The sequence below is a fragment of the Ruegeria sp. AB6 genome (assembly GCF_056542685.1).
The window spans coordinates 107668-130806 of record NZ_JBQGAD010000005.1 but is presented as its reverse complement, the minus strand read 5'-3'; the positions used below and the strand labels follow the sequence as shown (position 1 = coordinate 130806).

Below are 23139 nucleotides of genomic sequence, written 5' to 3'. Positions count from 1 at the left end.
GGTCAGCTTCGGAAGTTACCCGATTTTGATACTCAGAATGTTGTGGCATAGCCGGTAGAGCACACGGAAGGCACCGTAAGATGAAAAACCCTATGAAATCGCGGATTCGAAACAAACACATCAAGCGCAGCGTTGACGAATTGATCGCACAAGTTAGCGAGCTAAAACAGGCGCTGACAGGTGACGGTTCGCTTTATCCAGCGCAACCTGCGGAACTTGCATTGAATCTACACAAGGCGATCGTAGGGAACTGGAGCGCGGTTGCTGCTACATGGCCGCTGGCTCGGACACCCAATGTCGACATTGCTCCTGACTACGAAACCCCCATACCGTCGCGCGACAATATTGGCAGGATACAGGGTAAGTATAATCCCTGTGTCGTGGGCACAGATGGATCTGAACCGGATGCGCTGAATAAGTCGTTTATTTCAGGCGGCATAGAAGACATGACCGTTGTCATGAACATCAGCGAGGTTATGGGACTGCCGCTAACCAAGGACACCGTTACACTTGATTGGGGCGTCGGTTGCGGACGCATCGCCAGACATATCCCCGACATATTGAAACCAAACTTGTTTGGCGCTGACGTTGACCCTGTCAATATTGCCTATTGCAAGGAGAACATGCCGTTCGGGGACTACACAGTGCTCGATCCATACAGCGCAACTCCTTACGATGACGATCAATTCGATCTGGTCTACTCTCATAGTGTGCTGACCCATCTTGCAGAACCTGACCAAAATCACTGGCTCCAAGAATTGTCGCGCATAACCCGTGGCTTGATGGTTCTGTCTGTTCACGGCCCGTATAGCGTGTCGACCGCCGAGTGGTCGAAAAACCCCTACGCGGTCGAACACTACATGTTGCAAGGCATCGTAGACGCACCCGACCCGAACCCAGACATCGCAGACGTAACCGACCCGGAATATTATCGCGATATTGGCCATACACCCCAGTACATTCAAAACCACTGGTCAAAATTCGTGGAAGTCGTCGAGATTATTCCTAAAGGCTTCGGGCATGTGCATGATGCAGTGGTCTGTCGTCCAAAATAAGATAATTCCCGCAGGTTCAACTAACGTACGAGCCTGCGGAAAAACCACTTGGGCTCGGCGCCTGAGCGGACCGATACATTGAAGGCCGGCGCATTTCCGCGATAAAATGCGGTGGTCAGATCCCGGTTTCAATTGGTTGCCACCTTCAACAGGGCTCGAACTTAAATAACAGGTATGAACAACTTGGCTCCAAGCGATCAACTGCTCGAACGCGTCGATTCCTTTGATTTTCTATCGGTCGATATTTTCGACACGCTTCTGTTCCGCCACTGCAAGTCTCCTGTTGATCTGTTCGAATTCATAGCGGATCATCCTGAGGTCCTCCTAGCTACCCAACATTTCAAAGACTATCGCACTGGCGCCGAGGCAATGGCGCGAGAGGATGCTTCCGCACAGCGGATCGAAGACGTGACACTGGATCAGATCTATGCCTGTTTCGCGCAACTGACAAATTGCACAAAAGATCGGGCTGACAAGATCAAACAGCTGGAACTTCGGACTGAACGCGATCTATTGCATGTGACCAGCCTGGGCAGAAAATTTCTGACTCGTATTCAGGACAGTAAGTCGCGCTGGGTGATCACCTCGGACATGTACCTGCCGAAAGACGAGTTGGAAGATCTCCTGACGCAAAAGGGTATAACCGGATGGGAGCGCGTCTTCGTCTCCGGTGAACAGGGTAAGACCAAGCACACGGGCAGCCTGTTTGACGACGTCGCAGCGCATTTTGATGTACCCCGCAACCAGATCCTCCACATTGGTGACAACCGCCATGCAGACGGGAAAATGGCGACGCAGGCAGGGTTCATATCGCATGTGCTACTGGCCAGCAAAGACCTGCCAACGCGATCTCCAAAACCTCGGCGACACACTAGTCTGCTGAATGGAACGCAGCCGATCTCGCAGATTTTCACCGCCAACTACTTGGAAACACATCACTACGACTCGGAAAATGTCGACTTTCGAAAACTGTCCGACGACCAGTATCTTGAAGCGTTTGGCGCCTTGATGATTGCTCCGCTCATTACATCGCTGTTGATTTGGATAAAGCGGGAAATGGACAAACAGGGCATTTCGCGGCTCGCGTTTCTGGCACGGGATGGGATGTTTCCAAAAGCTGTTTTCGATCTGCTTTGGCCGCGAGGATATGAAACTCAATATGTTGCTGCTTCCCGGCGTTTGTTGACCCTTCCTTTTACCGAGTTAGACCCTGATACAATCGCGGGAATGTTGCATGCCACGCTTGAAGGATCGCAAACGCTGGACGCGTTTCTCGGGAAGATTTCCGCAGGCCCGCTGTTGAAATCTCTATTTGCAGACGCTGGCCTATCTGGCACGGACGAACTGACAAAAGAGCGCCGCCGCACCATCCTGAATCTGTTGCGTGAAAACCCTGACGCTTTCTATCAATCTTTCGCGCATGAAAAGGAGGTCCTGTCCAACTACTACCGCTCGGTATTCCCTGAAGGCACACATACAGCCATCTTCGACGTCGGGTGGCGCGGCAGTTTACAGCGGTCTATTGATGAGATTATCGGCAAGGACGCACATGTTCTGGGTCTTTATTTTGGCACGAGCGCTCAGGCTGCCTCTATTCTGCGCCGAAATGGGCTGGAGTACGAAAGTTTCGCCGCCTCCAATGGCCTTCCTCTGTTCATGTACCCTTGGGTCGAAGACTTCCGCGATATCGTAGAATTCTTCTTTTCTGCCGATCATGGCAGCGTTCTGGGTCTACAGGAAAAACCGCAGGGCGAAATCGCTTGGAAGACGTCTGACGTCAGTACAGCAGAAGCTGAAAACCTCCAACGCGCCAAAAAGATTCAGGATGGCGCGCTGCGTGCCATCAAGTCGGTCACTTCGGCCATACCCATCGACGTGCTTGCCAAATATGCCAATCCAAGGGACGAAAAGGATCTTCGACAGTTTCTAAGCAAACCGCACCGCCACGATGCCGCCCGCTTCAACAAGGTCCGCATATTTTCAGGTGTGGGCGATACCACCGGAGAAAGCCTGACCCGCGTTGGCGAACGCAAATCTCATTACCGAAATGCGAAAGGCAGCCGGTGGAGGGCTGGCTACGTTGCTCAGCTAAACCCGATCGCATTCGCCTGGGTGAAATTGCAGTTCCGGAAAAGGAAGCGCATCCGATTGTAACGGATCGAGCCAGAACGCGAATCTAGCCCGGGCATTACTGGCACTTAATGTCGAAACACACAGTGTCTTCCCTGAGGATACGGCCCGCAAACCTGACGTCAAAACACCACTTCAGCCGCATCGGGCAGCAACAAGGTCAGATCATCTTCCGCGAACTGGTCAAAAGACACGTCCCATGCAGCGCCTGGCCACAGAAGTTGCAGCTGTTTATTCACGGGCCGGTAGACGGCTGTATAAAGCGTCCCGAACCCGGATTTGAAGGCGGTGGAATAAAGCGGCGGGCGCAGGAACGCGTCGATGAAACGCTTTTCGCTTTCGGGGTTTTGGCTCAGGCGGTTCAGTAGAAACCGTTCCCGCTCGACCGTTGCAGTGAATCGCGCATGTTTGGACCACTCAACCTGCCCCTGATGGTTTGTCGCCACCGGCACGTCCGAGATTTGCGGGTGCCGGTCAGGGGCAAGATAAACCGTGCTGTGATTGTATTTCGCGTCCAGAACGGTGACGTTGTAGCTCATGTGGCAGGGAATGCGACAGAGCGCATTTACCGCCTGTGCCGTGGTCTCACAGGTCTGCAACACATAGCGCAGGATCAGCGGCACGCCGAAGCCGTCGCCCACCTCGCGCCGACCGCCAAAGGTCAATGAGACCGTAAGGCCGGTATCGTTGATGCCATCCAGCAGACCGAGAATGCCATCGCTCATCCCGATCACGCCGCGACCGCCCCAGCGGGTTTTCAACAATGCCGCGTCAAAGGTTTTGGGATGGTAGTCGTAGTTGCGCACCAAAATGGGTGTCTTGCCACGCCAGATCGCCTGGCTACACCCCGACAGATATTTGGGCGGGCAATAAAAGCTGAGAAACCGCGCCTGACTGTCGCTGCCGCCCACCAGTTCAACCACCTCTTCATATAGCGGCAGGATCTCGGGCATGTGCGTTTGCAACGCGCGCAAGCATTCGCGATAGGTGGGCCGCGCCGAATACCCCTCTTGCACCCACCATTTATGGTAGGCGGGCCAGTATTCGGCAAACAGCCCGGCCAGCTTGGGACCGGGCTGTTCCTCGTCGATTGAGCGAAAAACAAGCGCCATGAGGCTTTCTACATGATTTTGAACGCAGGATCTTCCATCGGCTGCGCGGCTGGCAGCGGTTCGGCGGCGTAGGCCGACGTAATGCCGTGAATCCACTTTTTCGACTTGTCCGTCAGCTTGAACCCCTTGGTCATTGACCGTCCCCGCGTCACCAGAATGCCCAGATCGGCCCCTTCATAGCGGTAGTCGCCGACATTCGAGATGCGCAGGAAGAACGCCTCATTCTCTCCCACTGCGCGGCGGTGATAGTCGAAGCGGTCAAACACCACACGGCCATCTTCAAGCATCTTGTAGATGCCCGATTGGGGGGCCTGCGTGATGCGGTCGACGCTGTCATCGGTATGCTTGATCACCATCTGCGACCAGCTGTCGATCATGTCAGGGTCGGCCCAACGGGCGTTCAGTTCCTCGACATCCAACTCGAAGGGCTTCTTCGAAAATTCCAGCAGGTGGAACAGGAACAGCGGCGCGTCGGCATGGGCAAAAGCCGCATGGTTGGTCATCGAACTGGCCCCAGTGATACGCGGGTTCAGCTCGCCCAGCCATAGCTCATCGGTTTTCTTGTCGATCAGGAAATCTAGTTCGAAATAGCCGCGATAACCGGATTTGCGTAATTCCTCGCCAAACTGGTAGGTCAGCTGCCGCGCCTGTTCGCGCGCCTTGGGTGGGAAGGCAGTCGAGAATATCTCGTTCCCGCACCAACCGCCGCGATAGGGGGTGAGTTCGTTGAAGCCCACAAGCTCGGTCATCAGCGGGCCCACAATAGTGCCTTCGGACGTCGCGCAGGCCTCGATCGCCGCACCGCGACAATCGATCCGCTTCATGATCTTGATCTCGCCCTCGCCGACGATCTCATCCTTGTGTTTGTTGAAATCCGCCTCGGATTTGATGAAGAAAGTGGTGTGGCCGCTGTCGCCAAAGGCCGATTGTAGCACCAGATCATGCCCCAACCCGGCTTTGTCGCAAATTTTCTTCAGGTGATCATAGCTTTTGACCACGCTCAGCGTATTGGGCACCGACGGCACACCCGCCTTGTTGCCGATGCGGACCGTTTCGATCTTGTTGTCGCATTTGGTGCGCAGCTTGGCTTTGGGGAACCACAGCTGACCGCCCAGTTCCTTGACCAGTTTCTCGGTCGTCTCATCGAACATCAGAAACACGAACTTGGGCTTGCCACCGCGCCGCTTGACCAGGTCGATGACCTCTTTGTGCTGTAGCAGATAGTTGTTGATGTCTTCGATCGACTGGAATTCGTCATGCGGCATCTCAGAAGGCACGAACACGTTCGGATGCCGCCCGTCAAAACAATCCATGTAGCAGATATAGGTGAAGTTCATCACCCACTCATCCAACCCCAACAAGTTGAAATTGGTCGCCGACACAAAATAGATCGGGTCCTTGTTGGTGTGGAAATACCGGCGGATTTCCGAGATGTTCTTCAGCACCTTCTTAGGCATATGGTCCTCCCAGTCCCTTATGTTTTCTTGACTGATTTCAAAGCGTCTTCGGTAAAAATGCGCAGGCCCAGATCGGCGCGGAAACCGTGGATCTCCGACACGTCCAGTTCCTGCATGAATTTGAGAATTTCCGGGCTGATCACCTGCCCCGGTACCAGAATAGGAAAGCCCGGCGGGTACGGGATCACGAAGGTGGCCGAGACCATTTCCTCGCCCGCCTCCAGCCGGTCCAGCATGTCAAGATCGGGTTCCACGTAGTCACAATTGTCCTCGTCATAGGACAGGAAGAACGCGGTGCGGATATCGCCCGCCTCGGTGCCTTCAACACAGCGGAACGCATCATGGAAGCGGCTGAAGTCGGGCAGTGGCGGGACGTGTTCGCTCAGGTTGCGGACTCGCTTGTCAAAGGCGCGCTTTTCCATCTTGGACGCGTCGTCCATCAGATCGTCCAGCTCCTTGGCGATCTCGACCAGCACCTCGATCAGATAGGCGACCGAGCTGCGCGTGGTGCCGATATTGGTCATGAACAGCACGGTATTGCGCGAGGTCTTGTTGATCTGGATGCCGTATTTGTCCATCAGGATCTTGGTCTTGAACGTATCACCGTCCCAGCCCGTTGCGCCCACATGCAGCGTAATCCGCGTGGCATCCAGAACAAATTCATCCTTCGCCCAGCAATCCCAAACGTCCGCCCAGCCCTGATCGGGATCGAAATAGCTGGTCATACCGCTTTCGCGGTACTCCTCGGGGATCATGTCGCCTGCAGTGACCAGTTTGAAGTATTTCTTCAGCAGCGGATGCGTCGTGACCGCCCGGCGGATCGCCATGGCGCTTTCGACCTGACGCTGGACGAACTCATAACCTTCGATCTCGACCTGCCTGCGGCCAACATCCAACGAAGCGATGATCTGATAGTTGGGCGAGGTCGAGGTGTGCGTCATGTAGGCTTCGTGAAACGCTTCTTCCACAGCGCCTTTGAACTGTTGGTCGTTGACGTGGATCATCGAGCCCTGCCTCAGCGCGGTCAGCGTCTTGTGTGTGGATTGCGTGGCATAGACACGCACCCGTGCGTCCGGCGGGGCGATCAGACGGGTGTTCAGCAGGGTCTCATCATCCGCGCCCTCCAGCTCGACCTGTTGGGCTGCATAGGCTTCGGAATGGTCTGCGGAGCGGAACTGTTCACGCAGGATATTGGCCGAGCGCATCGCCGTTCGCACGCGCGTGTTGGGTGCGAAACGGGCATAACCGAACCAGGCTTCATCCCACAGAAACACAAGGTCTTTCTTGATCGCCAGACATTCCTGCATCACCCGCTGAACGTTGTAGACGATGCCATCAAAGGTGCAGTTGGTCAGCAGCACCATGCGCACCTGATCCAGCTTGCCCTCGGCTTTCAGGGCCAGCAGCTTGTGCTTGATCTCGCGGATCGGCACCGCACCGTACATCGAGTAGTCGTGCAGAGGGTAGCTGTCCATATAGACTACGCTCGCCCCCGCCAGCACCATGCCGTAATGGTGCGATTTGTGGCAGTCACGGTCGACCAGAACGATATCGCCAGGGCGCACCAGCGCCTGCACCACGATCTTGTTGCAGGTCGAGGTACCGTTGGTAGCAAAGAAGGTCTGTTTTGATCCGAACGCACGGGCGGCGGCCTCTTGCGCTTCCTTGATGGGGCCGCGTGGCTCCAGCAGAGAATCCAGCCCGCCCGATGTGGCCGAGGTTTCGGCCATAAATATGTTCGACCCGTAGAACGCCCCCATATCCTGAATCCAATGGCTACGGCTGATCGACTTGCCGCGGCTGATCGGCATGGCGTGGAAAACGCCGGTGGGTTGCTTGGAATATTCTTTCAGCGCGGTGAAGAACGGGGTTTTGAACCGCCGCTGCACCCCGCGCAGGATGTTCAGATGCAGTTCCAGAAAATCTTCCTGATTATAGAACACCCGTCGACACAGGCCCAGATCAAGCCCGGCGATATCCTCGGCCGAACGGTCGGTGATTAGATAGGCATCCAGCTCAGGGCGCAGCATTCCAATCCGGCGACAGGTTTCCGGCCCGTATTCCGAAGGGGACAGCGCATCAAGATCTGCGCCTTCGCCGTACAGGCTGATATAGCGCCCCAACACGTTGGTTTCGTTCTTGGACTTCAGGCTCAGACCCGGACGAACGATCACGGCCTGCACATTCTGGTTGAACAGAACGCCAATCAGCGCATCCTCGACGCTGGGCACCACGACGGTCTCATAAATGAACGGGTCTTCGCTGCGGCGCATCCTTTGCAGGCTGGATTGCAGGAACCGTTCCTGATGTTCGTTGACATTGTCGACGATCATTACCTCGAAATAGGGTCGCCCCAGCGCACGGGCTTCGTGGCTTTGAGCCGCTTCATCCTCGAACTCGTCGCCCTCGGTCTCATCCGCGATCAGAGGGATCGAGCGACGCCGATACGCCCCCGATGTCAGCGCGCGCGAGACCCGGCGCACGGCGGTCGAGAAATCGCCGAAATTGCCGTGGTCCAGCAACCTGCGCAAATAGTCAAAGGCCGACGCGCCAGGAAACGCGAAATAAACCTCGATAGGGGCCAGTGCCTGAAGCAGACGGCGCGCCGTGTCCCGATCAGAATCACCGGCGTTTTGATCCAGAGATTCGGCTGTTTCCCGCAGCGCGCTCCACCTGTCCGCCCGCAATTGCGAGGCGCTGTAATAGTCCGAGATGGTGTGGAGCTTTTCGCTGTCGGATAAGCCGTGCATGAGATCAATGTCCTTTCTGCAATTCCCGAAAAGCTGCGCTGGTATCAGTCTGTGCCTGAGCGCCCTTTGTAGAGATAAAGATTATCGGGCTTGGTCGAGGTATCTTCGTTGTATCCCAGCGCTGTTCTGGGGTCGGAAGCGGCAACACCGGCAACATCGCCCTTTTGCGGGATGCGCAGCGGCCCCAGCGTGTGCAAATAGGCATCTGCTCCGCTGGCCCGGTCATAAACCGGGAAATCCGCCTCGCGGTCGCGGAAGCTTTTGAGGACCTGACCCAGACCTTTCAGCCCGACCTCGCGCTGGCGGCGGACCTGGTCCAGATCGATCTCGATGGGGAAGATGTCCTCTTGCCCCGCCGACTGGTGAAGCACCGTAGCCGAGGGATCAACCACCAGCGACCGCCCTACTCCACCAGCGGCCAGACCGTTCACGTCGAACACGTAACACTGGAACTGCGCCGCGGTGGCCTTTGCAATCGACAATTCGGCCTCACGGTCAGTGGTGCCGGTCAGCACCGGATGCAGCAGAACCTCGACCCCCTGGCTGGTCAGGTGGCGAGTGGTTTCGGGGAACCAGATGTCATAGCAGATCGAAAGCCCGAACCGACCCACATCCGGGACGTCAAAAATGCAGAATTCCGTGCCGGATGAAATGCTCTGTTCGTAGGGTTTGAACGGGAACATCTTCGAGTATTTCGAAACGATCTCACCCTCGGGGTTGATCACCACCGAGGTGTTGAAAATCCGCCCGTCCTCGCGCTTTTCGAACATCGAGCCGGGGATCAGCCAAATTCCATAGCGACGCGCAGCGTCCTGAAAACGCGACAGATCGTCATTGGGAAAAGGCTGGGCAAACCGGTCGAGCGGACCATAGGGGGCCAACTCGCTGAACAGCGCCATCTGGGTCCAGGGAAACCGCGCCATCATAATGTCGATCCGGTGCAGCATCGCATCTACATTCGACTGCAACGCGCCCACATGCATCTGAATTCCGGTTATCGCAAAAGGGGTCATCTTGTTTGTCTCTTCTTCTTGCCGATTGCGACCGCCGAAGTGGTCCGGCGTTCTTCATCGGAACATGAAAGCACGGATTGGTGCAAGCCCACGATCCGCAAGGGGGTGATTTAGTCGGCCTCCTCCTCGCCGGGGGATTCCACAAAGTCGATATCGTTGCGCACCCAAAAGAACCTGAACCCGCAACTACGCAGCCATTTCTCCAACCGGTCCAGACTGGACCATTCCCGCCGCAGACCGCGCGTGGATTCCACCAGCGCCCACTGACCATCGACCAGAAAATAGACCGTCCAGGTGTTGGGATGCGCCGAGTGATTGGCAAAGCCGCCGCTAACAACCTCGCGCGCGGTGCGCACAGCGACCGGATAGTCTCCGATCCTGTTTTCAGCGGCGAGGATGGCCAAGTCGTTCTGGCGGATCGTGAAAGTTGGAAAGGGAGCGTCGTTCATGATTTGCCTGTTAAAGAACACACACATTCCGGTGCCCCACGATCCGTCTGTAGATCAGCATATGACGGATCACGCGGCCACGGTCTGGTTTGCCGGCTCAGTGGTCTCGACCACAGCTTCAGCATCCTGATCCGGAATGGCGCGGAACAGGGCCCTGCGGCGCTCGCTGATATCTTCGGATTTCAGATTTTCGATCCGCGTCGCCAGTGTCCAGATATGACCAAACGGGTCGGCAACCGTGGCGCAACGTTCGCCCCAATAGGTGTCGATTGCCTCGACCATCAGGGTTGCGCCGTTTTCCAAAGCGGTCTCCAGCGCGGCATCCGCGTCTTCGACATACATGTGGTGGCCCACCGGGGTAACGGTGCCGGGAACAGTCGGTGCATGAGCGCCCCAGCCCGCAGTGACGAACAGCATCGAGTTGCCAATCTTGATGGCGGCAAAGCCGGGGGCCTCATCCGCATCAAAGGCCTGAATCTTGGCGTCAAAGGCTTTTTCGTAAAAGGCCAGCGCCGCAGGCACGTCCGCAACAGCCAGCGATGCCGTACAGGTGCGATAGCCGCGCGGTAGAGTGGCAGGCTTCTTTTTCATATCTCAAATCTCCGAATTGGGCGGGGGAGCGCCCGATGAGACATGCGGGAAAATCCCGCAGTATGAATCATACTGTGGATCAACTGGTCACTCATTGCAACACTATGGTTCATAGTGCGGATACATCCGCGATGACGGTCAGAAAGTCGGCGGGGTACAGGCGCTGACGATCCGACATTTTTCCGGTCCAACCTGACGGAACCGGTGCGGGGTGCGGCTGTCGAAATAATAGGCGTCCCCGGGCCCTAGCACCTTGCGTTGATCGCCCACCGTAACCTCGACCCGGCCCGAGACCACCACGCCGCCCTCTTCGGCCTCGTGGCCATACATCACACGGCCGGTATCCGCGCCCAGATCATAGGTTTCCTGCAAGATCATCATCGCGCGCCCGTGCAAGTTCGATCCCACCTGCCGCAGCGACAGCCCGCCCTTGCCGATCTCGGTCAGGTCTTCTGCTGCATAGAACACGGTCTGCTCGGCCTCGATCTCGAACGAGAAAAAGTCGGACATGCCGATCGGAATACCCTGCAAAATCCGCCGCAACGCTCCGACCGAGGGGTTCATCTTGCCCGACTCGATCAACGAGATGGTCGAGTTCGGCACATCCGACTTTTTGGCCAACGCCCGCTGTGACAGACCCGCGCGTTCACGCAGGGCGCGCAGGCGCAATCCAAGGGTCAGATCATCCTGTTTGGCGTTCTTCATGTTCACTATCCGCATCACTTGAAGGGTGCAGGGACCGTAAATCAAGGGCTTATGGTTGGCAAGAAACAGGCTTTCGCTCAAACCTGTGGCTACTAAAGTCACGCGATCAGATTTACGGGCGCGCGCCCGACAACCCGAAAGGACGCAATATGCTGAATGCTCAGATTGCTGAACGCCGCAACACATCGATCGCGCAAGGCGTGGGAATGCAGACGCAGGTCTATGTGGACCGCGCTGCGAACTCCGAGGTTTGGGACGTCGAAGGCAAGCGTTACATCGATTTCGCCGCAGGCATAGCCGTTGTGAATACCGGGCATTGCCACCCCAAGGTGATGGAGGCGGTCACGACGCAGGCCGCGAACTTTACTCATACCTGCCATCAGGTTCTGCCTTACGAAAACTACATCCGTCTGGCCGAGCGTCTGAACGAAAAGGTGCCGGGTGATTTCACCAAGAAGACCGTCTTTGTGACCACCGGTGCCGAAGCGGTGGAGAACGCCGTCAAAATCGCCCGTGCAGCCACCGGCCGCCCCGCCGTGATCGCCTTTGGTGGCGGCTTCCATGGCCGCACCTTCATGGGCATGTCGCTGACCGGCAAGGTGCAGCCGTACAAGGCCGGCTTCGGCGCGATGATGCCCGACACCTATCACGTCCCTTTCCCGGTTGAGCTGCACGGCACCTCGACCGAGGATTCGCTGGGCGCGCTGACCAAACTGTTCAAGGCCGATCTGGACCCGGGCCGCGTTGCTGCCATCATCATCGAGCCGGTTCAGGGTGAAGGTGGCTTTTACCCCGCCCCGGCCGAGCTAATGCGCGGCTTGCGCGCCCTGTGCGACGAACACGGCATCGTTATGATCGCAGACGAAGTGCAGACGGGTTTTGCCCGCACCGGCAATTTGTTCGCGATGGAAGCCTATGACGTGGCCGCCGACATCACCACCATGGCCAAAGGTCTGGCGGGCGGTCTGCCGTTGGCCGCGGTCACGGGTCGCGCCGACCTGATGGATGCGGCGCAACCCGGCGGTCTGGGCGGCACCTATGGCGGCAACCCGCTGGGCATCGCCGCCGCCCATGCGGTGATGGACGTGATCGAAGAAGAGGACCTGTGCGCCCGCGCAAACGAGCTGGGCTCGCGTCTGAAACAACGTCTGGAATCGATCCGCGCCCGTACACCCGAGATCGTCGACATTCGTGGCCCCGGTTTCATGATCGCGACCGAGTTCAACACCACCGACGGTAGCGCACCAAACCCCGAGATGGCCAACGCCGTGCGGGCCGAGGCGCTTAAGCGCGGATTGATCCTGCTGACATGTGGCGTATATGGGAACGTAATCCGCTTCCTCGCACCGCTGACGGTGCAGGATGAGATCTTCGCCGAGGCGATGGATATCCTCGAAGCCTCGGTCGACGCTGCCAAAGGAGCCTGAACATGCTGGATACCAAAGTGACCAAGCTGGAGCTGAAAGATCCCAGCCTTCTGGAAACCCGCGCCTATATCAACGGCACATGGGTTGAGGGTGAAGCGACCTTTCCCGTTTACAACCCTGCAACCGGCGATCTGATCGCCAATGTGACCGATGTCAGCATCGAAGGCACCGCGCGAACCGTGGACGCGGCCTATGCGGCAAAGAAAGAATGGGCCGCGCAAACCGGCAAGGAGCGCGCCGCAATCCTGCGCAAATGGTTCGATCTGATGGTGGAAAACGCCGACGATCTAGCTACGATCCTGACCGCCGAGATGGGCAAACCCTGGGCCGAAGCGCGGGGCGAGATCCTGTACGGGGCGTCTTTCATCGAGTGGTTCTCGGAAGAGGCCAAGCGGGTCTACGGCGACGTCATCCCCGGCCATCAGCGTGACAAACGCATTGTCGTTCTGAAACAGCCTGTGGGCGTGGTCGGTTCGATCACCCCGTGGAACTTTCCCAACGCTATGATTGCCCGCAAGGTTGGTCCGGCACTGGCTGTAGGCTGTACCTTTGTGGCCCGTCCGGCAACGCTGACGCCTCTGTCTGCGCTGGCGATGGCTGTTCTGGGCGAACGTGCGGGCATCCCGGCAGGTGTGTTCAACGTCATCCCCGGCACTGACAGCTCGGGCGTGGGCAATGAGATGTGCACCAATGACAAGGTGGCCAAGATCACCTTCACCGGGTCGACCCGTGTTGGCCAGATCCTGATGCGTCAGGCGGCAGGCACGATCAAAAAGATGAGCCTCGAACTGGGTGGCAACGCGCCGTTCATCGTGTTCGACGACGCCGACGTGGACGCTGCCGTGGATGGTGCAATGATCGCCAAATTCCGCAACAACGGCCAAACCTGCGTCTGCGCCAACCGCATCTATGTGCAGGCGGGCGTCTATGACGAATTCGCCGCCAAGCTGGCCGAGAAGACCAAAGCCCTGAACGTGGGCGACGGTTTCGGTGACGGTGTCACCACCGGCCCGCTGATCAATGACGCGGCCGTCGCCAAGGTCGAGGAACATATCTCGGACGCGGTGTCCAAGGGCGCAACGGTCACGCTGGGCGGCAAACGCTCGGACCTTGGCGGCACGTTCTTTGAACCCACCGTTCTGACCGGTGTGACCCGCGACATGGTGGTCGCAAAGGATGAAACCTTCGGCCCTGTCGCGCCCCTGTTCAAGTTCGAGGACGAAGACGACGTCGTCGCCATGGCCAACGACAGCGAATTCGGTCTGGCCTCGTATTTCTACAGCCGTGATCTGGCGCGCGTCTGGCGCGTGGCCGAAGGGCTGGAATCGGGCATGGTGGGCATCAACACCGGTCTGATCTCGACCGAGGTCGCGCCCTTCGGCGGTGTCAAACAATCCGGTCTGGGCCGCGAAGGCTCGAAATACGGGACCGAGGATTTCCTCGAGATCAAATACCTCTGCATGGGAGAGATTTCCTGACCTTATCGGGCAGGATCTGACCCCGCGGCACCAAAGAAAAGACCGGGCTTCAACGCAAACCCGGTCTTTTCTTTCCAATTCTGGCGGCTTCAGAACCCTACCGGATCACCGCCTCACTCTTTAGTGCGAAAGGCCAAAGATCTTCAGTATCCCTTGCGCACAGAGCGATCCGCCGACAGCGAATTTTGACTCTGTTCAACCAGCATTTCGATTGCATCTGCCAGATGTTCCCGGTTGATGTGATGATCCCCCCGCGCGACGCGAAGTTTATGCGCTTTTAGCAGTACATCGGCATGGCGACAGCCTTCGGGCGGTTCGAACCTATAGCTTGCAATTTCAAGCCGGAGCCCCAGCGGATCGCGGAAATAGATCGAATCCATGAAGCCCCGATCGACGGGACCCGTGTTATCAACGCCCCGCGCATCCAAACGCGCTGCCACTTGCCAGAATGTGGCTTGGCTGACGTTGAAAGCGAGATGATGCAAAGACCCGATGGCCTCTGGTACAGGGGTCGCATCCGGTTTCCGGTCTTCATTGGTAAAAATTGTGATGAGGCGCCCATCGCCGGGGTCAAAATACAGATGCCCCTCGTTAGGATTGTCGAGATTCGGCTGATCAAAAATGAACGGCATTCCCAGAACCCCTTCCCAGAAATCAATCGACGTCTGTCGGTCCGCTCCGTTGATCGTGATGTGGTGCACACCCTGCGTTTGAATTTTCTTAATCTGATTGGACTTTGACATTTTGCGACTCCGGGGTTTGTACACTCAGGCCTGACCTGTCGGGTTTGATTTCTGCGGCATCACAGGTGCGGGCCCAAGGTTCATAAGCTTTGCCAGTGCAACAATTTTGCGCCCCACATTGTTTTTCAAAAACGTTTCAGCCGGGCCCTTTCACGTGTTGGTGACAGAATACGGCATTTCCCTTTTGCACGGCTCATTTGGTCAACCGGTCTTCTGCGAAAAGCTTCGGGTCAATGATCGCGACAATGTCGCTGCCGCTGTCCTGCAATCCAAGCCTTTCACACAAATAGGCAGACGCAACATTGCCGGGCGCAATGCCCGTCTTGAACCCCGTAGCGCCAAGCTGTTCATGAGAGTGTATCAGAGCCATTGCCCCCAAGATTGTCGCAATCCCCTCGCCCATACGCTCGGGTTTGGTCGAAAGCTGACCCCATTGCGCGCGACGATGCAACGGGCTGCTGGGTGGATGACACAGAACCGAGCCCGCGGTCGCGACCGGTGTACCCGACCTGTCAACGGCGACCATGGCAAACCCGGGCCGGGACACTCCACGCATAACCGGTCCGATCGGCGGCAAAACTCCGTGGCTCAATGCAACTTCGGCAAAAGCTTCCAGCCATTCCGGCGGAGAGTCGCGATCAATCACGCGCACGGTCAAATCTTCGGGCAGCGCCCGCGTCTCGACAACTTGGCGCGCGACGTCAACGCAATTCAGGCCTCCCAGATAGCAGGCTATCGTATCTGTTTTGAAACCCTGGCTTTCAATTTTTGCCAGCGTTTTCGCAACCTCAGGGCGTGGTATGCTCTCTATCGCGGTCACGCCAAGGATCCGGGCCATTGCATAGGCATCATCCAAGGCCTCGCTATACTCATTGGAAACCTGAATACCCCGCCCATGGCTACAGAACCGAGGGTCGTCCCCCAGCAGATGCAAAAGATGCTCGCCCGTGGTGGACATATGTCGCTGGGCTTCACTACCAAACACTTCCATCGGTTTTCCTTCAGGGCACCCCATGACAGTGAACCGATGATCATTTGATCAGGGGTGCGCCGTCAAGACGCTCGACCGTATTCTACCCGCCATGTCTCGGACTTGAGATTTCCCTCAGAAAACTTGCGCTTGCTTCGTCGGATGGAAAGAACAGTTCGATCTTCAAGTCATCCAGAGTGACATCGGTCACGGTGCTGAATTGCGCAACAGTCCCAAACATCGACACCCGTTGCTCCCCAAAACGATAGATCGCCGGAACCGTTGGACCGGGAACCATATCCCTGTGGATGCTTGCATAGGGCGCAAGCGCCTTGGCCGCAGCGTCCAATTCGGGCAACCCGCCAGCATTCGCGCTTTCCGAGCGCAAACGCAGCATTGTATGATGCGCAACCTCGGGCCAGTTTTCTACTAGCTCGGCCATGACCGGGCTTGTAACAAGCGCCAACAGGCTTTGCCCGGTTTCGATCCCAAGCGGTGTAAACAGAAGCTCGGCCGCTTTGTTCAATCTGACGATCCTCCAAACCCGATCCAACACAATCCCCGGATAGGGGTCATGCCGTTTCAGTGTCCATTCTACGGCATCGCGGATCGGGGCCATGGCGGCGTCATCAAAGGGAGTTTTGGCAAAACGGGCGGCAAAACCTTCTGCCTGCAGCATCTGGTTTCTGGCGTCGACAGGTACATCCATAACGTCCGAAAGATGAAGGATCATATCCGGGCTGGGTCGAGACCGGCCGGTTTCGAGAAAGGAAATATGTCGCGCACTGACATCGGCTTCGGTCGCCAGGTCAAGCTGGCTCATCCGCCGATGCTTCCGCCATTCTTTCAGCAAACTGGAATAAGGGGTCATGGTGCCACCTTAGTGACCCTGCAGGTAGAAATCACTTACCTCTGACGTAATTGATCTCGACCCGCCCTGACCGCATGAAGGACACCATCGAAAGGAGGGCGTCATGACCCCACAACACATCGCGATGCGACGGTCGGGCACGGCATTGGTCGCCACCGGAGTTCTATTTACATTGACCGCACTGCCTGCCTTGCACAGTCTGGCGCATATCTTTCTGACAGTGGCGTATTGGCCGATCCACTCGGTTGCAGCCGATATCACCGTCCCAGCGCCATTATTGCTTGCAATTGTTGGCGGTCTGACGGCCGGGCTAGGCGCGATGCAATGGGCGTTGGGAACCTACGTTGTGCCGATATCCCCTGCCGCTGCAGCCAAAGTGGCACAGATCACCGCATGGGTCTGGTTTTGCACCGACAGCACTGGCTCGGTCTTGGTCGGAGCGCCCTTAAACGTTGCCCTCAACATTTCCTTCCTGCTGTTGATCCTCTGGTCCAGCCGACCGCAACCAGATGAAAATCCTTGAGGATCTGACGTTTTCGATCACCCAGCGATGGGTTCAATCTCGAATTGTCGAGGCCCGCTGCAAGCAACGGGCACGACGTCAGGGTTTTCAAAATCCATATCGACGGACACACAAATACAAATTCACCAGAGTTAAGTTGGAAATAGCCGGGTGGGATACAAAAAGTACTGGGTCAGCACAAAGGTGCCCTGCAACATGCCCGCAAAATCTCACTCGATGAAACTGATGACGGATTTCAGCAAGCGCCGGATGATCGTTTATAAAAAGCGATAGAACTCCAGGGGTGCTGAGTTGCAAAATCACGTTGAGAAACCTGTTTCCAGCTTGAAAAGGTCAGAGCCCCAAGGGGCTCTGACCCGTACCAGCGGCGTTACATGTCACTATCCGAGAACGGACGCGGATAGTTGTTGATCTGCTCGGGCGTGAAGGGCAAATTCTCGACCTCGACTGGCGCGGTATAAAGCTGCCGCGTCTCGGGCCGTTCGTTCGCGATACCCGTCAGGGCAGGCCCCGGAGTTGGATCGGGACGGTTCGGATATTGGTCCATCCACAGCTCGTGCCGAGCGCGTTGGCGATTGAACATCGACTTGATGTGGAACTGCTCGATCATCTCGCCGGTTTTCTCGCGTGGGTCGGTATAGAGATCATAGAACTCGTTCTTCGACAGGCCGGGAGTTGCGTTTTTCCAATCCCGCTTGAACCGGCCCTTGACGCCAGCCGACAGGTTGGGACCCTGATAGATCATGACATAGTCGCGGCGGCTGAAGCCGTCTCCGTTCAGCAACAGCGAGGTCTGATCGACACCGTCGATCACCCGGTCGGTTGGGATGGCATCCATCGCACCTCCAAGGCGCGCGAAGGTGGTGAAAAGGTCGCTGACATGCAAGATGTCCCCCACGATCTGATCGGGCTCAATCACACCCGGCCACTTCGCGATTGCCGGAACCCGCACACCGCCTTCGGTAAAGTCACCCTTACCGCCTGTATACAGCGTCTCGACCATGCCACGCGGCCCGTAGTGAATGAATGGACCATTGTCGGCCATCACGATCACCAGCGTGTTTTCAGCGATGCCCTTGGCCTCGAGATAGTCAAACAACTCTCCCACGAATTGATCGATTGCAACCAGACCTTCTTGCGCAAGGTTCTTGTTGGCCGTGTCTTTCTGCGTCTTGCGCGGATCAGGAAAAAATGCCGCCAAGATTGGGTGATAAGCGATAAAAAAAGGCTTTTGCTCCTCAACACTCTTGTCGATGAACGCCAGTGTCCGGCGCTGCGCTTCTGTTTCGATATCCCAATAGTTCTCGATATTGGGCGGCGGGCCCCATTCCAGCGTCTCGCCGCCTTTGGTTCCCTCAAGCGTCCAGACCTGACCCAACGGCTGCCAGGAGTTGTCGATGTCATATTTGTCTTCACCATAGAAGTCCGGATAGAGGCCGGTGATCACGTTGCCGACCTCGGCCTGCGGTATCCACATCGACGGAACCTGATTGTAGGGGGTAAACAAGGCCTCGTCATAACCCTGGTTGTGGGCGTATGAGAACTCGGTATCCCCTAGGTGCCACTTGCCGTAAAACGCGGTGTTGTACCCGGCGCCCGAGAGGACCTCGGCAATGGTCACCTCCTCAGCATCCATGCCTGAATATTCAACGGGGAAGGACACTGTGTGCATCCCGTTGTGCACGGCGTAGCGACCGGTCTGAAATGCTGCCCGCGTGGGGGTGCAAGCGGGTTCGGTATACATGCGCATGAAGTTGATCCCTTCATCCGCCATCTGGTTCATATTGGGGTCTCAAACCCACGCACGGCCTGAATTTCGGGGATGCCCACCTCGCCCACGGCGGTGTCGTCCCACATGATGTGGATGATGTTGGGTTTGGTGCCGTGTTCAGCCGCAAGCGCATCGAGTTTTTCCTGAAGCGCGGCATCTTCGGTCGCCCACCGCTCGCCGTGCTGAGCATGAAGGATGTAATGTTCGGCGTCGTGGATGATGGGCTGAGCCGCCACATCCGACGAAAGCACAGCTGCCGCTGCGCCACAGATTGCCAGACTAAATTTCATTTCAGTTTCCCTTTCCTCTATGCTGTTTCCAATAAGTTGATCGGATCCGCGCGGCTGGCGTTCAGCCCCCAAGATTGCGTTCAAGTACGGTTTCGATTTCGCGGACCAGCCCCTGCAGGCTTTCAAGCAGAAGGTCGCGTTCGGCCTGTGTTCCCGGATGCGAGCTGGGACGGCATCGGATCAGAGCGTTCAGGTCACCGGCCAGCAGCTCGTAGTCGCGGCAGATTTCGGCGAAGACTACGTTGGATTGCCGAAGCTGCGTGATAAGCACCTGCCGGTCCGGCAGGTACAATTCGACCATCGAAGGGTATAGTTCCGATCTGTCAATATGCAGAGCCATGCATGGCAGCATGAGCGCGGTTGAAAGGACCCGATAGGGGTTATACGGTGAAATACGACGTGAAACCGTGACTTCATACCGGTTTAGAAACTTGTTTTTGTTGACTTAAGCGACTCTGAGATGAGCGGCGCATCGAATATGGAAAAGCGTGACGAGCCTTTGGCCGAAGCCCAGATCCGAGAGGCGTTGGCCAGAGTTCTCAACAGCCCGCAGTTGTCAGCCTCGGCGCGGTTGCAGGACTTTCTGACTTACGTTGTCGACGAAAGCCTGCACGGTCGGGGGCAAGCCATTGTCGGCAAAATTATCGCGCAGGATGTTTATGGGCGCGACCCCACCAAGGGCAGCGACAACGTTGTTCGGGTTGATGCGCGTAGGTTGCGACGGGCGCTCGCGGAATATTATGGCGCGGATGGTGCGGATGACCCAGTGCATATCCATATCGACAAAGGCCACTATACGCCGCGGTTCGAAGCACGGTCGCAGGCAGATCGGCCAGGACCACAACATGCGCGTGCTCAGGGAAGACGAATGCCAGCGCTCTGGCCCATTCTGATGGTCGGCGCGATCGTCAGTTTGGCAGTTGTATTCTGGATGTCTTTTAAGGAAACGCCGCAACCCTCAGAAACAGAAAACGCAAGCAATGCTGCGCAGGAACGGCTGGCTCTGGCGGCAAAATCAATGGCAACATTGCAGGCTGCCAACATGTCGCAAAAGGCCAGCGAACTTTTGTTTCCCATAGCGGATACAGATCATCAGAATTCGGCCACGCAAATGTTCAAAGAGGCCATCCGCATCGATCCCGAGTATTCAGGCGGCTATGCAGGTGCTGCGCACAGCCTGTAAACTCTGGCTATTCTGTCCCCGGAAGAAACCCGGCAGCAGGCGATGCTTCGCGAAGCGTCGCAGATGTCACAAAAGGCGGTCGATCTTGACCCGACGAATGGTTGGTCAATCTCGTCTCAAGCATGGCTGGCTTTTGCTTCGGGCGACTTGGAAACCGCAAAAGAATTAGCGGATCGGGCTTTCAAACTCAGCGACATGGATGCGCGGGTTTTGGATTTCAGCGCGGTGATCTTTTTACTGACAGGTGATTTTAAATCCGCTCAGATGATTTCTGACCCGGAACAGCCACGCAGAGCTGCGGGATTGCATCACGCACATCGAAACATCTTTGGCGTCGCGAGTTTCCATTTGGGCAACTACGAAGCCGCTATCTCGGCCTTTGATACGGCCATTGCTTCCGGAGGTCCCGTCAGTGAGTTGACACTGCTTTTCAAAGCCGCCTCCTATCAAGCTGATGGTCAGACAGATATGGCAAAAGTGCTTCTTTCAGAACTGGCACAGATTTGGCCCGATTTTCATCCTTCTGTCGCGCTGAACAGGCTATACATCAATCCCGATCACGCGAACGCTGTGCTGTCGCAATTGAAAGCCGCGGGTTGGCAAGAAAACCCGAATGTGCCGAAACACTCGGACGCCAATTGACGGGCACGACGGCCCGTTCTGCTTGGCTTGCGACGTCTCCCTGTTAGTGAAACACGGTTTCACCAGCGTCGTCGCGGATGGTCGTTCCCTTGGTACCGGCCACGATCCCAGCCAGATCAGCCAGCGCGCCGATGGCGGCGGATTTGCCGGTCAAGAGGGCGAACTGAACCGCTGCATCCACCTTGGGACCCATTGAGCCTGCGGCGAAATCATAGGCGTCGATCGCATCAGGTGTTGCCGTCTTGATGCCACGTTGATCATCAGTGCCCCAGTCCAAATAGACGCTGTCCGCATCGGTGGCTGAAATGAACAGGTCCGCCCCCACTTCGCGAGCCAGCAGTTCTGAGGCCAGATCCTTGTCGATCACCGCTTCGATCCCCTCCAGCGTACCCGCGTCGTTATAGACGGTGGGGATTCCGCCGCCACCGGCGCAGATCACCACGGTCTGTTTCTCCAACAACCATTTGATCGGCCGGATCTGGAAAATCCGCTTGGGCAGGGGCGAGGCGACCACCCGCCGCCATTTGTCGCCATCGGCGCGGATGTCCCAACCCTTGTCAGAGGCCAACCGTTCGGCCTCGGCCTTTTCATAAATAGGCCCGATGAACTTGGTCGGGTTGTCAAAGGCGGGGTCCTTGGCGTCGACCTCGATCATGGTCAGCAGCGTGGCCAGAGGGGTTTCCTGCGGCAGGCGGTTGCCCAGCTCCTGTTCGACCATATAGCCGATCATGCCTTCGGTCTCGGCCCCCAACACGTCCAGCGGGTAGGCTTCGTCCGGTTTGTAAGCATTGCCTTGCAGCGCCAGCAGGCCGACCTGTGGGCCATTGCCATGGGTCACGATCAGCTCGTTGCCTTCGGCGATGGTGGCCAGCGCCTCGGCGGCGATGGCGGTGTTTTCGCGCTGGTTCTCCGCGGTCAAGGCCTGACCGCGGCGCAGCAGCGCATTGCCCCCAAGGGCGACGACAATGCGCATGGCTCAGCTCCCTAATGTGGCGACCAGAACCGCCTTGATGGTGTGCATCCGGTTTTCGGCCTGTTCGAACTGGATCCCGGCGGGGCTTTCGAACACCTCTTCGGTCACTTCCATTTCGGTGATGCCGAATTTCTGATGGATGTCCTCGCCCACCTTGGTTTCCGTGTTGTGGAAAGCGGGCAGGCAATGCATGAATTTGACGTTCGGATTGTTCGCCGCCGCCATCAGATCGCTGTTGACCTGATAAGGCGTCAGCTGCGTGATCCGGCTTTCCCAGACCTCGGCTGCCTCACCCATCGAGACCCAGACATCGGTATGGATAAAGTCCACGCCGTCCACCGCCTCTTTCGGATCGTCGGTGATGGTCAGCTTGGCGCCATAGCGCGCGGCGGCCTCTTCGGCGGGACCTCGGAATTCGTCCGAGGGCCACAGCTCTTTCGGGGCGCCGATGCGCACGTCCATACCCATCATGCAGCCCGCGATCATCAGCGAATGACCCATGTTCGAGCGCCCGTCACCAACATAGGCATATTTGATGTCATGCAAGGGTTTTTCACCATATTCCTGCATGGTCAGCAGGTCGGCCAGCATCTGGGTCGGGTGGAATTCGTCCGTCAGGCCGTTATAGACGGGCACACCCGCATAGTCGGACAGCGTTTCGGCCAGATTCTGACCGAAGCCACGGTATTCGATCCCGTCGAACATCCGGCCCAGCACGCGGGCGGTGTCTTTCATGCTTTCCTTATGCCCGATCTGCGACCCCGAGGGCCCAAGATAGGTGACGCCCGCGCCCTGATCCATCGCCGCTACTTCAAAGGCACACATGGTCCGGGTCGAGGTCTTTTCAAAGATCAGGCAGATATTCTTGCCCTTCAGGTGCTGAATCTCGGATCCGGCGTATTTCGCACGTTTCAGGTCGCGCGACAGGTCCAAAAGATAGCGCAGTTCGCGCTGGTTGAAGTCGAGCAGTTTGAGGAAGCTGCGGCCCTTGAGGTTAAATGCCATC

The 23139-nt window shown here is 57.1% G+C and carries 22 protein-coding genes; 7 read left to right on the top strand and 15 right to left on the bottom strand.

Annotated elements, in window-relative coordinates:
• Positions 1–80 precede the first annotated feature (80 nt).
• Positions 81–1055, top strand: a complete 975-nt coding sequence (locus tag ACR0DB_RS12345; RefSeq protein ID WP_170785728.1) for a class I SAM-dependent methyltransferase — start codon at positions 81–83, stop codon at positions 1053–1055.
• Between the two features lie 519 nt (positions 1056–1574).
• Positions 1575–3209 carry an HAD-IA family hydrolase gene (locus tag ACR0DB_RS12340; RefSeq protein WP_480551214.1) on the top strand — a complete coding sequence of 545 codons (1635 nt, stop codon included), beginning with the start codon at positions 1575–1577 and terminating at the stop codon, positions 3207–3209.
• A 98-nt stretch (positions 3210–3307) separates the two neighbouring features.
• Here the strand turns inward: ACR0DB_RS12340 and ACR0DB_RS12335 are convergent, their stop codons facing one another.
• The 7 genes from ACR0DB_RS12335 to ACR0DB_RS12305 all read right to left on the bottom strand — a co-directional run bounded on the left by ACR0DB_RS12335 (position 3308) and on the right by ACR0DB_RS12305 (position 11262).
• On the bottom strand, positions 3308–4297 hold the full coding sequence (locus tag ACR0DB_RS12335) for a C45 family autoproteolytic acyltransferase/hydolase (RefSeq protein ID WP_480551212.1): 990 nt from the start codon (positions 4295–4297) through the stop codon (positions 3308–3310).
• Between the two features lie 8 nt (positions 4298–4305).
• On the bottom strand, positions 4306–5754 hold the full coding sequence (locus ACR0DB_RS12330) for a biotin carboxylase (protein WP_480551210.1): 1449 nt from the start codon (positions 5752–5754) through the stop codon (positions 4306–4308).
• Positions 5755–5771: 17 nt separating this feature from the next.
• Positions 5772–8504, bottom strand: coding sequence for an aminotransferase class I/II-fold pyridoxal phosphate-dependent enzyme (locus ACR0DB_RS12325; RefSeq protein ID WP_480551208.1), 2733 nt, complete (start codon positions 8502–8504; stop codon positions 5772–5774).
• 44 nt (positions 8505–8548) lie between these two features.
• Positions 8549–9517, bottom strand: coding sequence for a carbon-nitrogen hydrolase family protein (locus tag ACR0DB_RS12320; RefSeq protein ID WP_170773267.1), 969 nt, complete (start codon positions 9515–9517; stop codon positions 8549–8551).
• Positions 9518–9627: 110 nt separating this feature from the next.
• Positions 9628–9966, bottom strand: coding sequence for a hypothetical protein (locus tag ACR0DB_RS12315; RefSeq protein WP_480551206.1), 339 nt, complete (start codon positions 9964–9966; stop codon positions 9628–9630).
• A gap of 69 nt (positions 9967–10035) precedes the next feature.
• Positions 10036–10557: a VOC family protein gene (locus tag ACR0DB_RS12310; protein ID WP_480551204.1), complete on the bottom strand. Its 522-nt coding sequence runs from the start codon at positions 10555–10557 to the stop codon at positions 10036–10038.
• A 138-nt stretch (positions 10558–10695) separates the two neighbouring features.
• Positions 10696–11262 carry a cupin domain-containing protein gene (locus ACR0DB_RS12305; RefSeq protein ID WP_480551202.1) on the bottom strand — a complete coding sequence of 189 codons (567 nt, stop codon included), beginning with the start codon at positions 11260–11262 and terminating at the stop codon, positions 10696–10698.
• A 149-nt stretch (positions 11263–11411) separates the two neighbouring features.
• Between ACR0DB_RS12305 and ACR0DB_RS12300 the strand changes: the two genes are divergently transcribed.
• A complete protein-coding gene (locus ACR0DB_RS12300) occupies positions 11412–12689 on the top strand; it encodes a 4-aminobutyrate--2-oxoglutarate transaminase (protein ID WP_170773259.1) in 1278 nt (425 codons plus the stop codon).
• Between the two features lie 2 nt (positions 12690–12691).
• Positions 12692–14167, top strand: a complete 1476-nt coding sequence (locus tag ACR0DB_RS12295) for an NAD-dependent succinate-semialdehyde dehydrogenase (RefSeq protein WP_237215846.1) — start codon at positions 12692–12694, stop codon at positions 14165–14167.
• A 143-nt stretch (positions 14168–14310) separates the two neighbouring features.
• Here the strand turns inward: ACR0DB_RS12295 and ACR0DB_RS12290 are convergent, their stop codons facing one another.
• The 3 genes from ACR0DB_RS12290 to ACR0DB_RS12280 form a co-directional block, all read right to left on the bottom strand.
• Positions 14311–14892, bottom strand: a complete 582-nt coding sequence (locus tag ACR0DB_RS12290) for a VOC family protein (protein WP_170773595.1) — start codon at positions 14890–14892, stop codon at positions 14311–14313.
• 211 nt (positions 14893–15103) lie between these two features.
• Positions 15104–15901 carry a hypothetical protein gene (locus ACR0DB_RS12285; RefSeq protein ID WP_480551200.1) on the bottom strand — a complete coding sequence of 266 codons (798 nt, stop codon included), beginning with the start codon at positions 15899–15901 and terminating at the stop codon, positions 15104–15106.
• An 82-nt stretch (positions 15902–15983) separates the two neighbouring features.
• Complete coding sequence (locus ACR0DB_RS12280) at positions 15984–16751, bottom strand: helix-turn-helix domain-containing protein (RefSeq protein WP_480551198.1); 768 nt, start codon at positions 16749–16751, stop codon at positions 15984–15986.
• Positions 16752–16854: 103 nt separating this feature from the next.
• Between ACR0DB_RS12280 and ACR0DB_RS12275 the strand changes: the two genes are divergently transcribed.
• Positions 16855–17274 (top strand): hypothetical protein, encoded by a 420-nt coding sequence (locus ACR0DB_RS12275; RefSeq protein WP_170773252.1) that lies wholly within the window; start codon positions 16855–16857, stop codon positions 17272–17274.
• A 370-nt stretch (positions 17275–17644) separates the two neighbouring features.
• Here ACR0DB_RS12275 and ACR0DB_RS12270 read toward each other — a convergent pair whose 3' ends face one another.
• From ACR0DB_RS12270 to ACR0DB_RS12260, 3 genes are all read right to left on the bottom strand, one after another.
• A complete protein-coding gene (locus ACR0DB_RS12270; RefSeq protein WP_480551195.1) occupies positions 17645–19057 on the bottom strand; it encodes a sulfatase-like hydrolase/transferase in 1413 nt (470 codons plus the stop codon).
• Complete coding sequence (locus tag ACR0DB_RS12265; RefSeq protein ID WP_480551193.1) at positions 19054–19335, bottom strand: hypothetical protein; 282 nt, start codon at positions 19333–19335, stop codon at positions 19054–19056. The genes ACR0DB_RS12270 and ACR0DB_RS12265 overlap by 4 nt, the downstream gene beginning before the upstream one ends.
• Positions 19336–19396: 61 nt before the next feature.
• Positions 19397–19675 (bottom strand): hypothetical protein, encoded by a 279-nt coding sequence (locus ACR0DB_RS12260; protein WP_480551191.1) that lies wholly within the window; start codon positions 19673–19675, stop codon positions 19397–19399.
• 120 nt (positions 19676–19795) lie between these two features.
• On the opposite strand from ACR0DB_RS12260, the gene ACR0DB_RS12255 reads away from it, so the two are divergent.
• Both ACR0DB_RS12255 and ACR0DB_RS12250 read left to right on the top strand, forming a co-directional pair.
• Positions 19796–20518: a hypothetical protein gene (locus ACR0DB_RS12255; protein ID WP_480551189.1), complete on the top strand. Its 723-nt coding sequence runs from the start codon at positions 19796–19798 to the stop codon at positions 20516–20518.
• Positions 20519–20560: 42 nt separating this feature from the next.
• Positions 20561–21160, top strand: a complete 600-nt coding sequence (locus ACR0DB_RS12250) for a tetratricopeptide repeat protein (RefSeq protein WP_480551187.1) — start codon at positions 20561–20563, stop codon at positions 21158–21160.
• 43 nt (positions 21161–21203) lie between these two features.
• On the opposite strand, the gene arcC is transcribed toward ACR0DB_RS12250, so the two are convergent.
• A complete protein-coding gene (gene arcC / locus ACR0DB_RS12245; RefSeq protein WP_480551185.1) occupies positions 21204–22133 on the bottom strand; it encodes a carbamate kinase in 930 nt (309 codons plus the stop codon).
• A gap of 3 nt (positions 22134–22136) precedes the next feature.
• Complete coding sequence (gene argF, locus ACR0DB_RS12240) at positions 22137–23138, bottom strand: ornithine carbamoyltransferase (protein ID WP_480551183.1); 1002 nt, start codon at positions 23136–23138, stop codon at positions 22137–22139.
• Position 23139: the final 1 nt, after the last annotated feature.

Coding starts and splice junctions, on each gene's coding strand:
- ACR0DB_RS12280 (WP_480551198.1), bottom strand. CDS start 16,751: ATGACCCCTTATTCCAGTTTGCTGAAAGAATGGCGGAAGCATCGGCGG.
- ACR0DB_RS12250 (WP_480551187.1), top strand. CDS start 20,561: ATGCTTCGCGAAGCGTCGCAGATGTCACAAAAGGCGGTCGATCTTGAC.
- arcC (WP_480551185.1), bottom strand. CDS start 22,133: ATGCGCATTGTCGTCGCCCTTGGGGGCAATGCGCTGCTGCGCCGCGGT.
- ACR0DB_RS12265 (WP_480551193.1), bottom strand. CDS start 19,335: ATGAAATTTAGTCTGGCAATCTGTGGCGCAGCGGCAGCTGTGCTTTCG.
- ACR0DB_RS12305 (WP_480551202.1), bottom strand. CDS start 11,262: ATGAAGAACGCCAAACAGGATGATCTGACCCTTGGATTGCGCCTGCGC.
- ACR0DB_RS12310 (WP_480551204.1), bottom strand. CDS start 10,557: ATGAAAAAGAAGCCTGCCACTCTACCGCGCGGCTATCGCACCTGTACG.
- ACR0DB_RS12345 (WP_170785728.1), top strand. CDS start 81: ATGAAAAACCCTATGAAATCGCGGATTCGAAACAAACACATCAAGCGC.
- ACR0DB_RS12300 (WP_170773259.1), top strand. CDS start 11,412: ATGCTGAATGCTCAGATTGCTGAACGCCGCAACACATCGATCGCGCAA.
- ACR0DB_RS12295 (WP_237215846.1), top strand. CDS start 12,692: ATGCTGGATACCAAAGTGACCAAGCTGGAGCTGAAAGATCCCAGCCTT.
- ACR0DB_RS12315 (WP_480551206.1), bottom strand. CDS start 9,966: ATGAACGACGCTCCCTTTCCAACTTTCACGATCCGCCAGAACGACTTG.
- ACR0DB_RS12335 (WP_480551212.1), bottom strand. CDS start 4,297: ATGGCGCTTGTTTTTCGCTCAATCGACGAGGAACAGCCCGGTCCCAAG.
- ACR0DB_RS12330 (WP_480551210.1), bottom strand. CDS start 5,754: ATGCCTAAGAAGGTGCTGAAGAACATCTCGGAAATCCGCCGGTATTTC.
- ACR0DB_RS12320 (WP_170773267.1), bottom strand. CDS start 9,517: ATGACCCCTTTTGCGATAACCGGAATTCAGATGCATGTGGGCGCGTTG.
- ACR0DB_RS12285 (WP_480551200.1), bottom strand. CDS start 15,901: ATGGAAGTGTTTGGTAGTGAAGCCCAGCGACATATGTCCACCACGGGC.
- ACR0DB_RS12260 (WP_480551191.1), bottom strand. CDS start 19,675: ATGGCTCTGCATATTGACAGATCGGAACTATACCCTTCGATGGTCGAA.
- ACR0DB_RS12270 (WP_480551195.1), bottom strand. CDS start 19,057: ATGAACCAGATGGCGGATGAAGGGATCAACTTCATGCGCATGTATACC.
- ACR0DB_RS12255 (WP_480551189.1), top strand. CDS start 19,796: ATGAGCGGCGCATCGAATATGGAAAAGCGTGACGAGCCTTTGGCCGAA.
- argF (WP_480551183.1), bottom strand. CDS start 23,138: ATGGCATTTAACCTCAAGGGCCGCAGCTTCCTCAAACTGCTCGACTTC.
- ACR0DB_RS12275 (WP_170773252.1), top strand. CDS start 16,855: ATGACCCCACAACACATCGCGATGCGACGGTCGGGCACGGCATTGGTC.
- ACR0DB_RS12325 (WP_480551208.1), bottom strand. CDS start 8,504: ATGCACGGCTTATCCGACAGCGAAAAGCTCCACACCATCTCGGACTAT.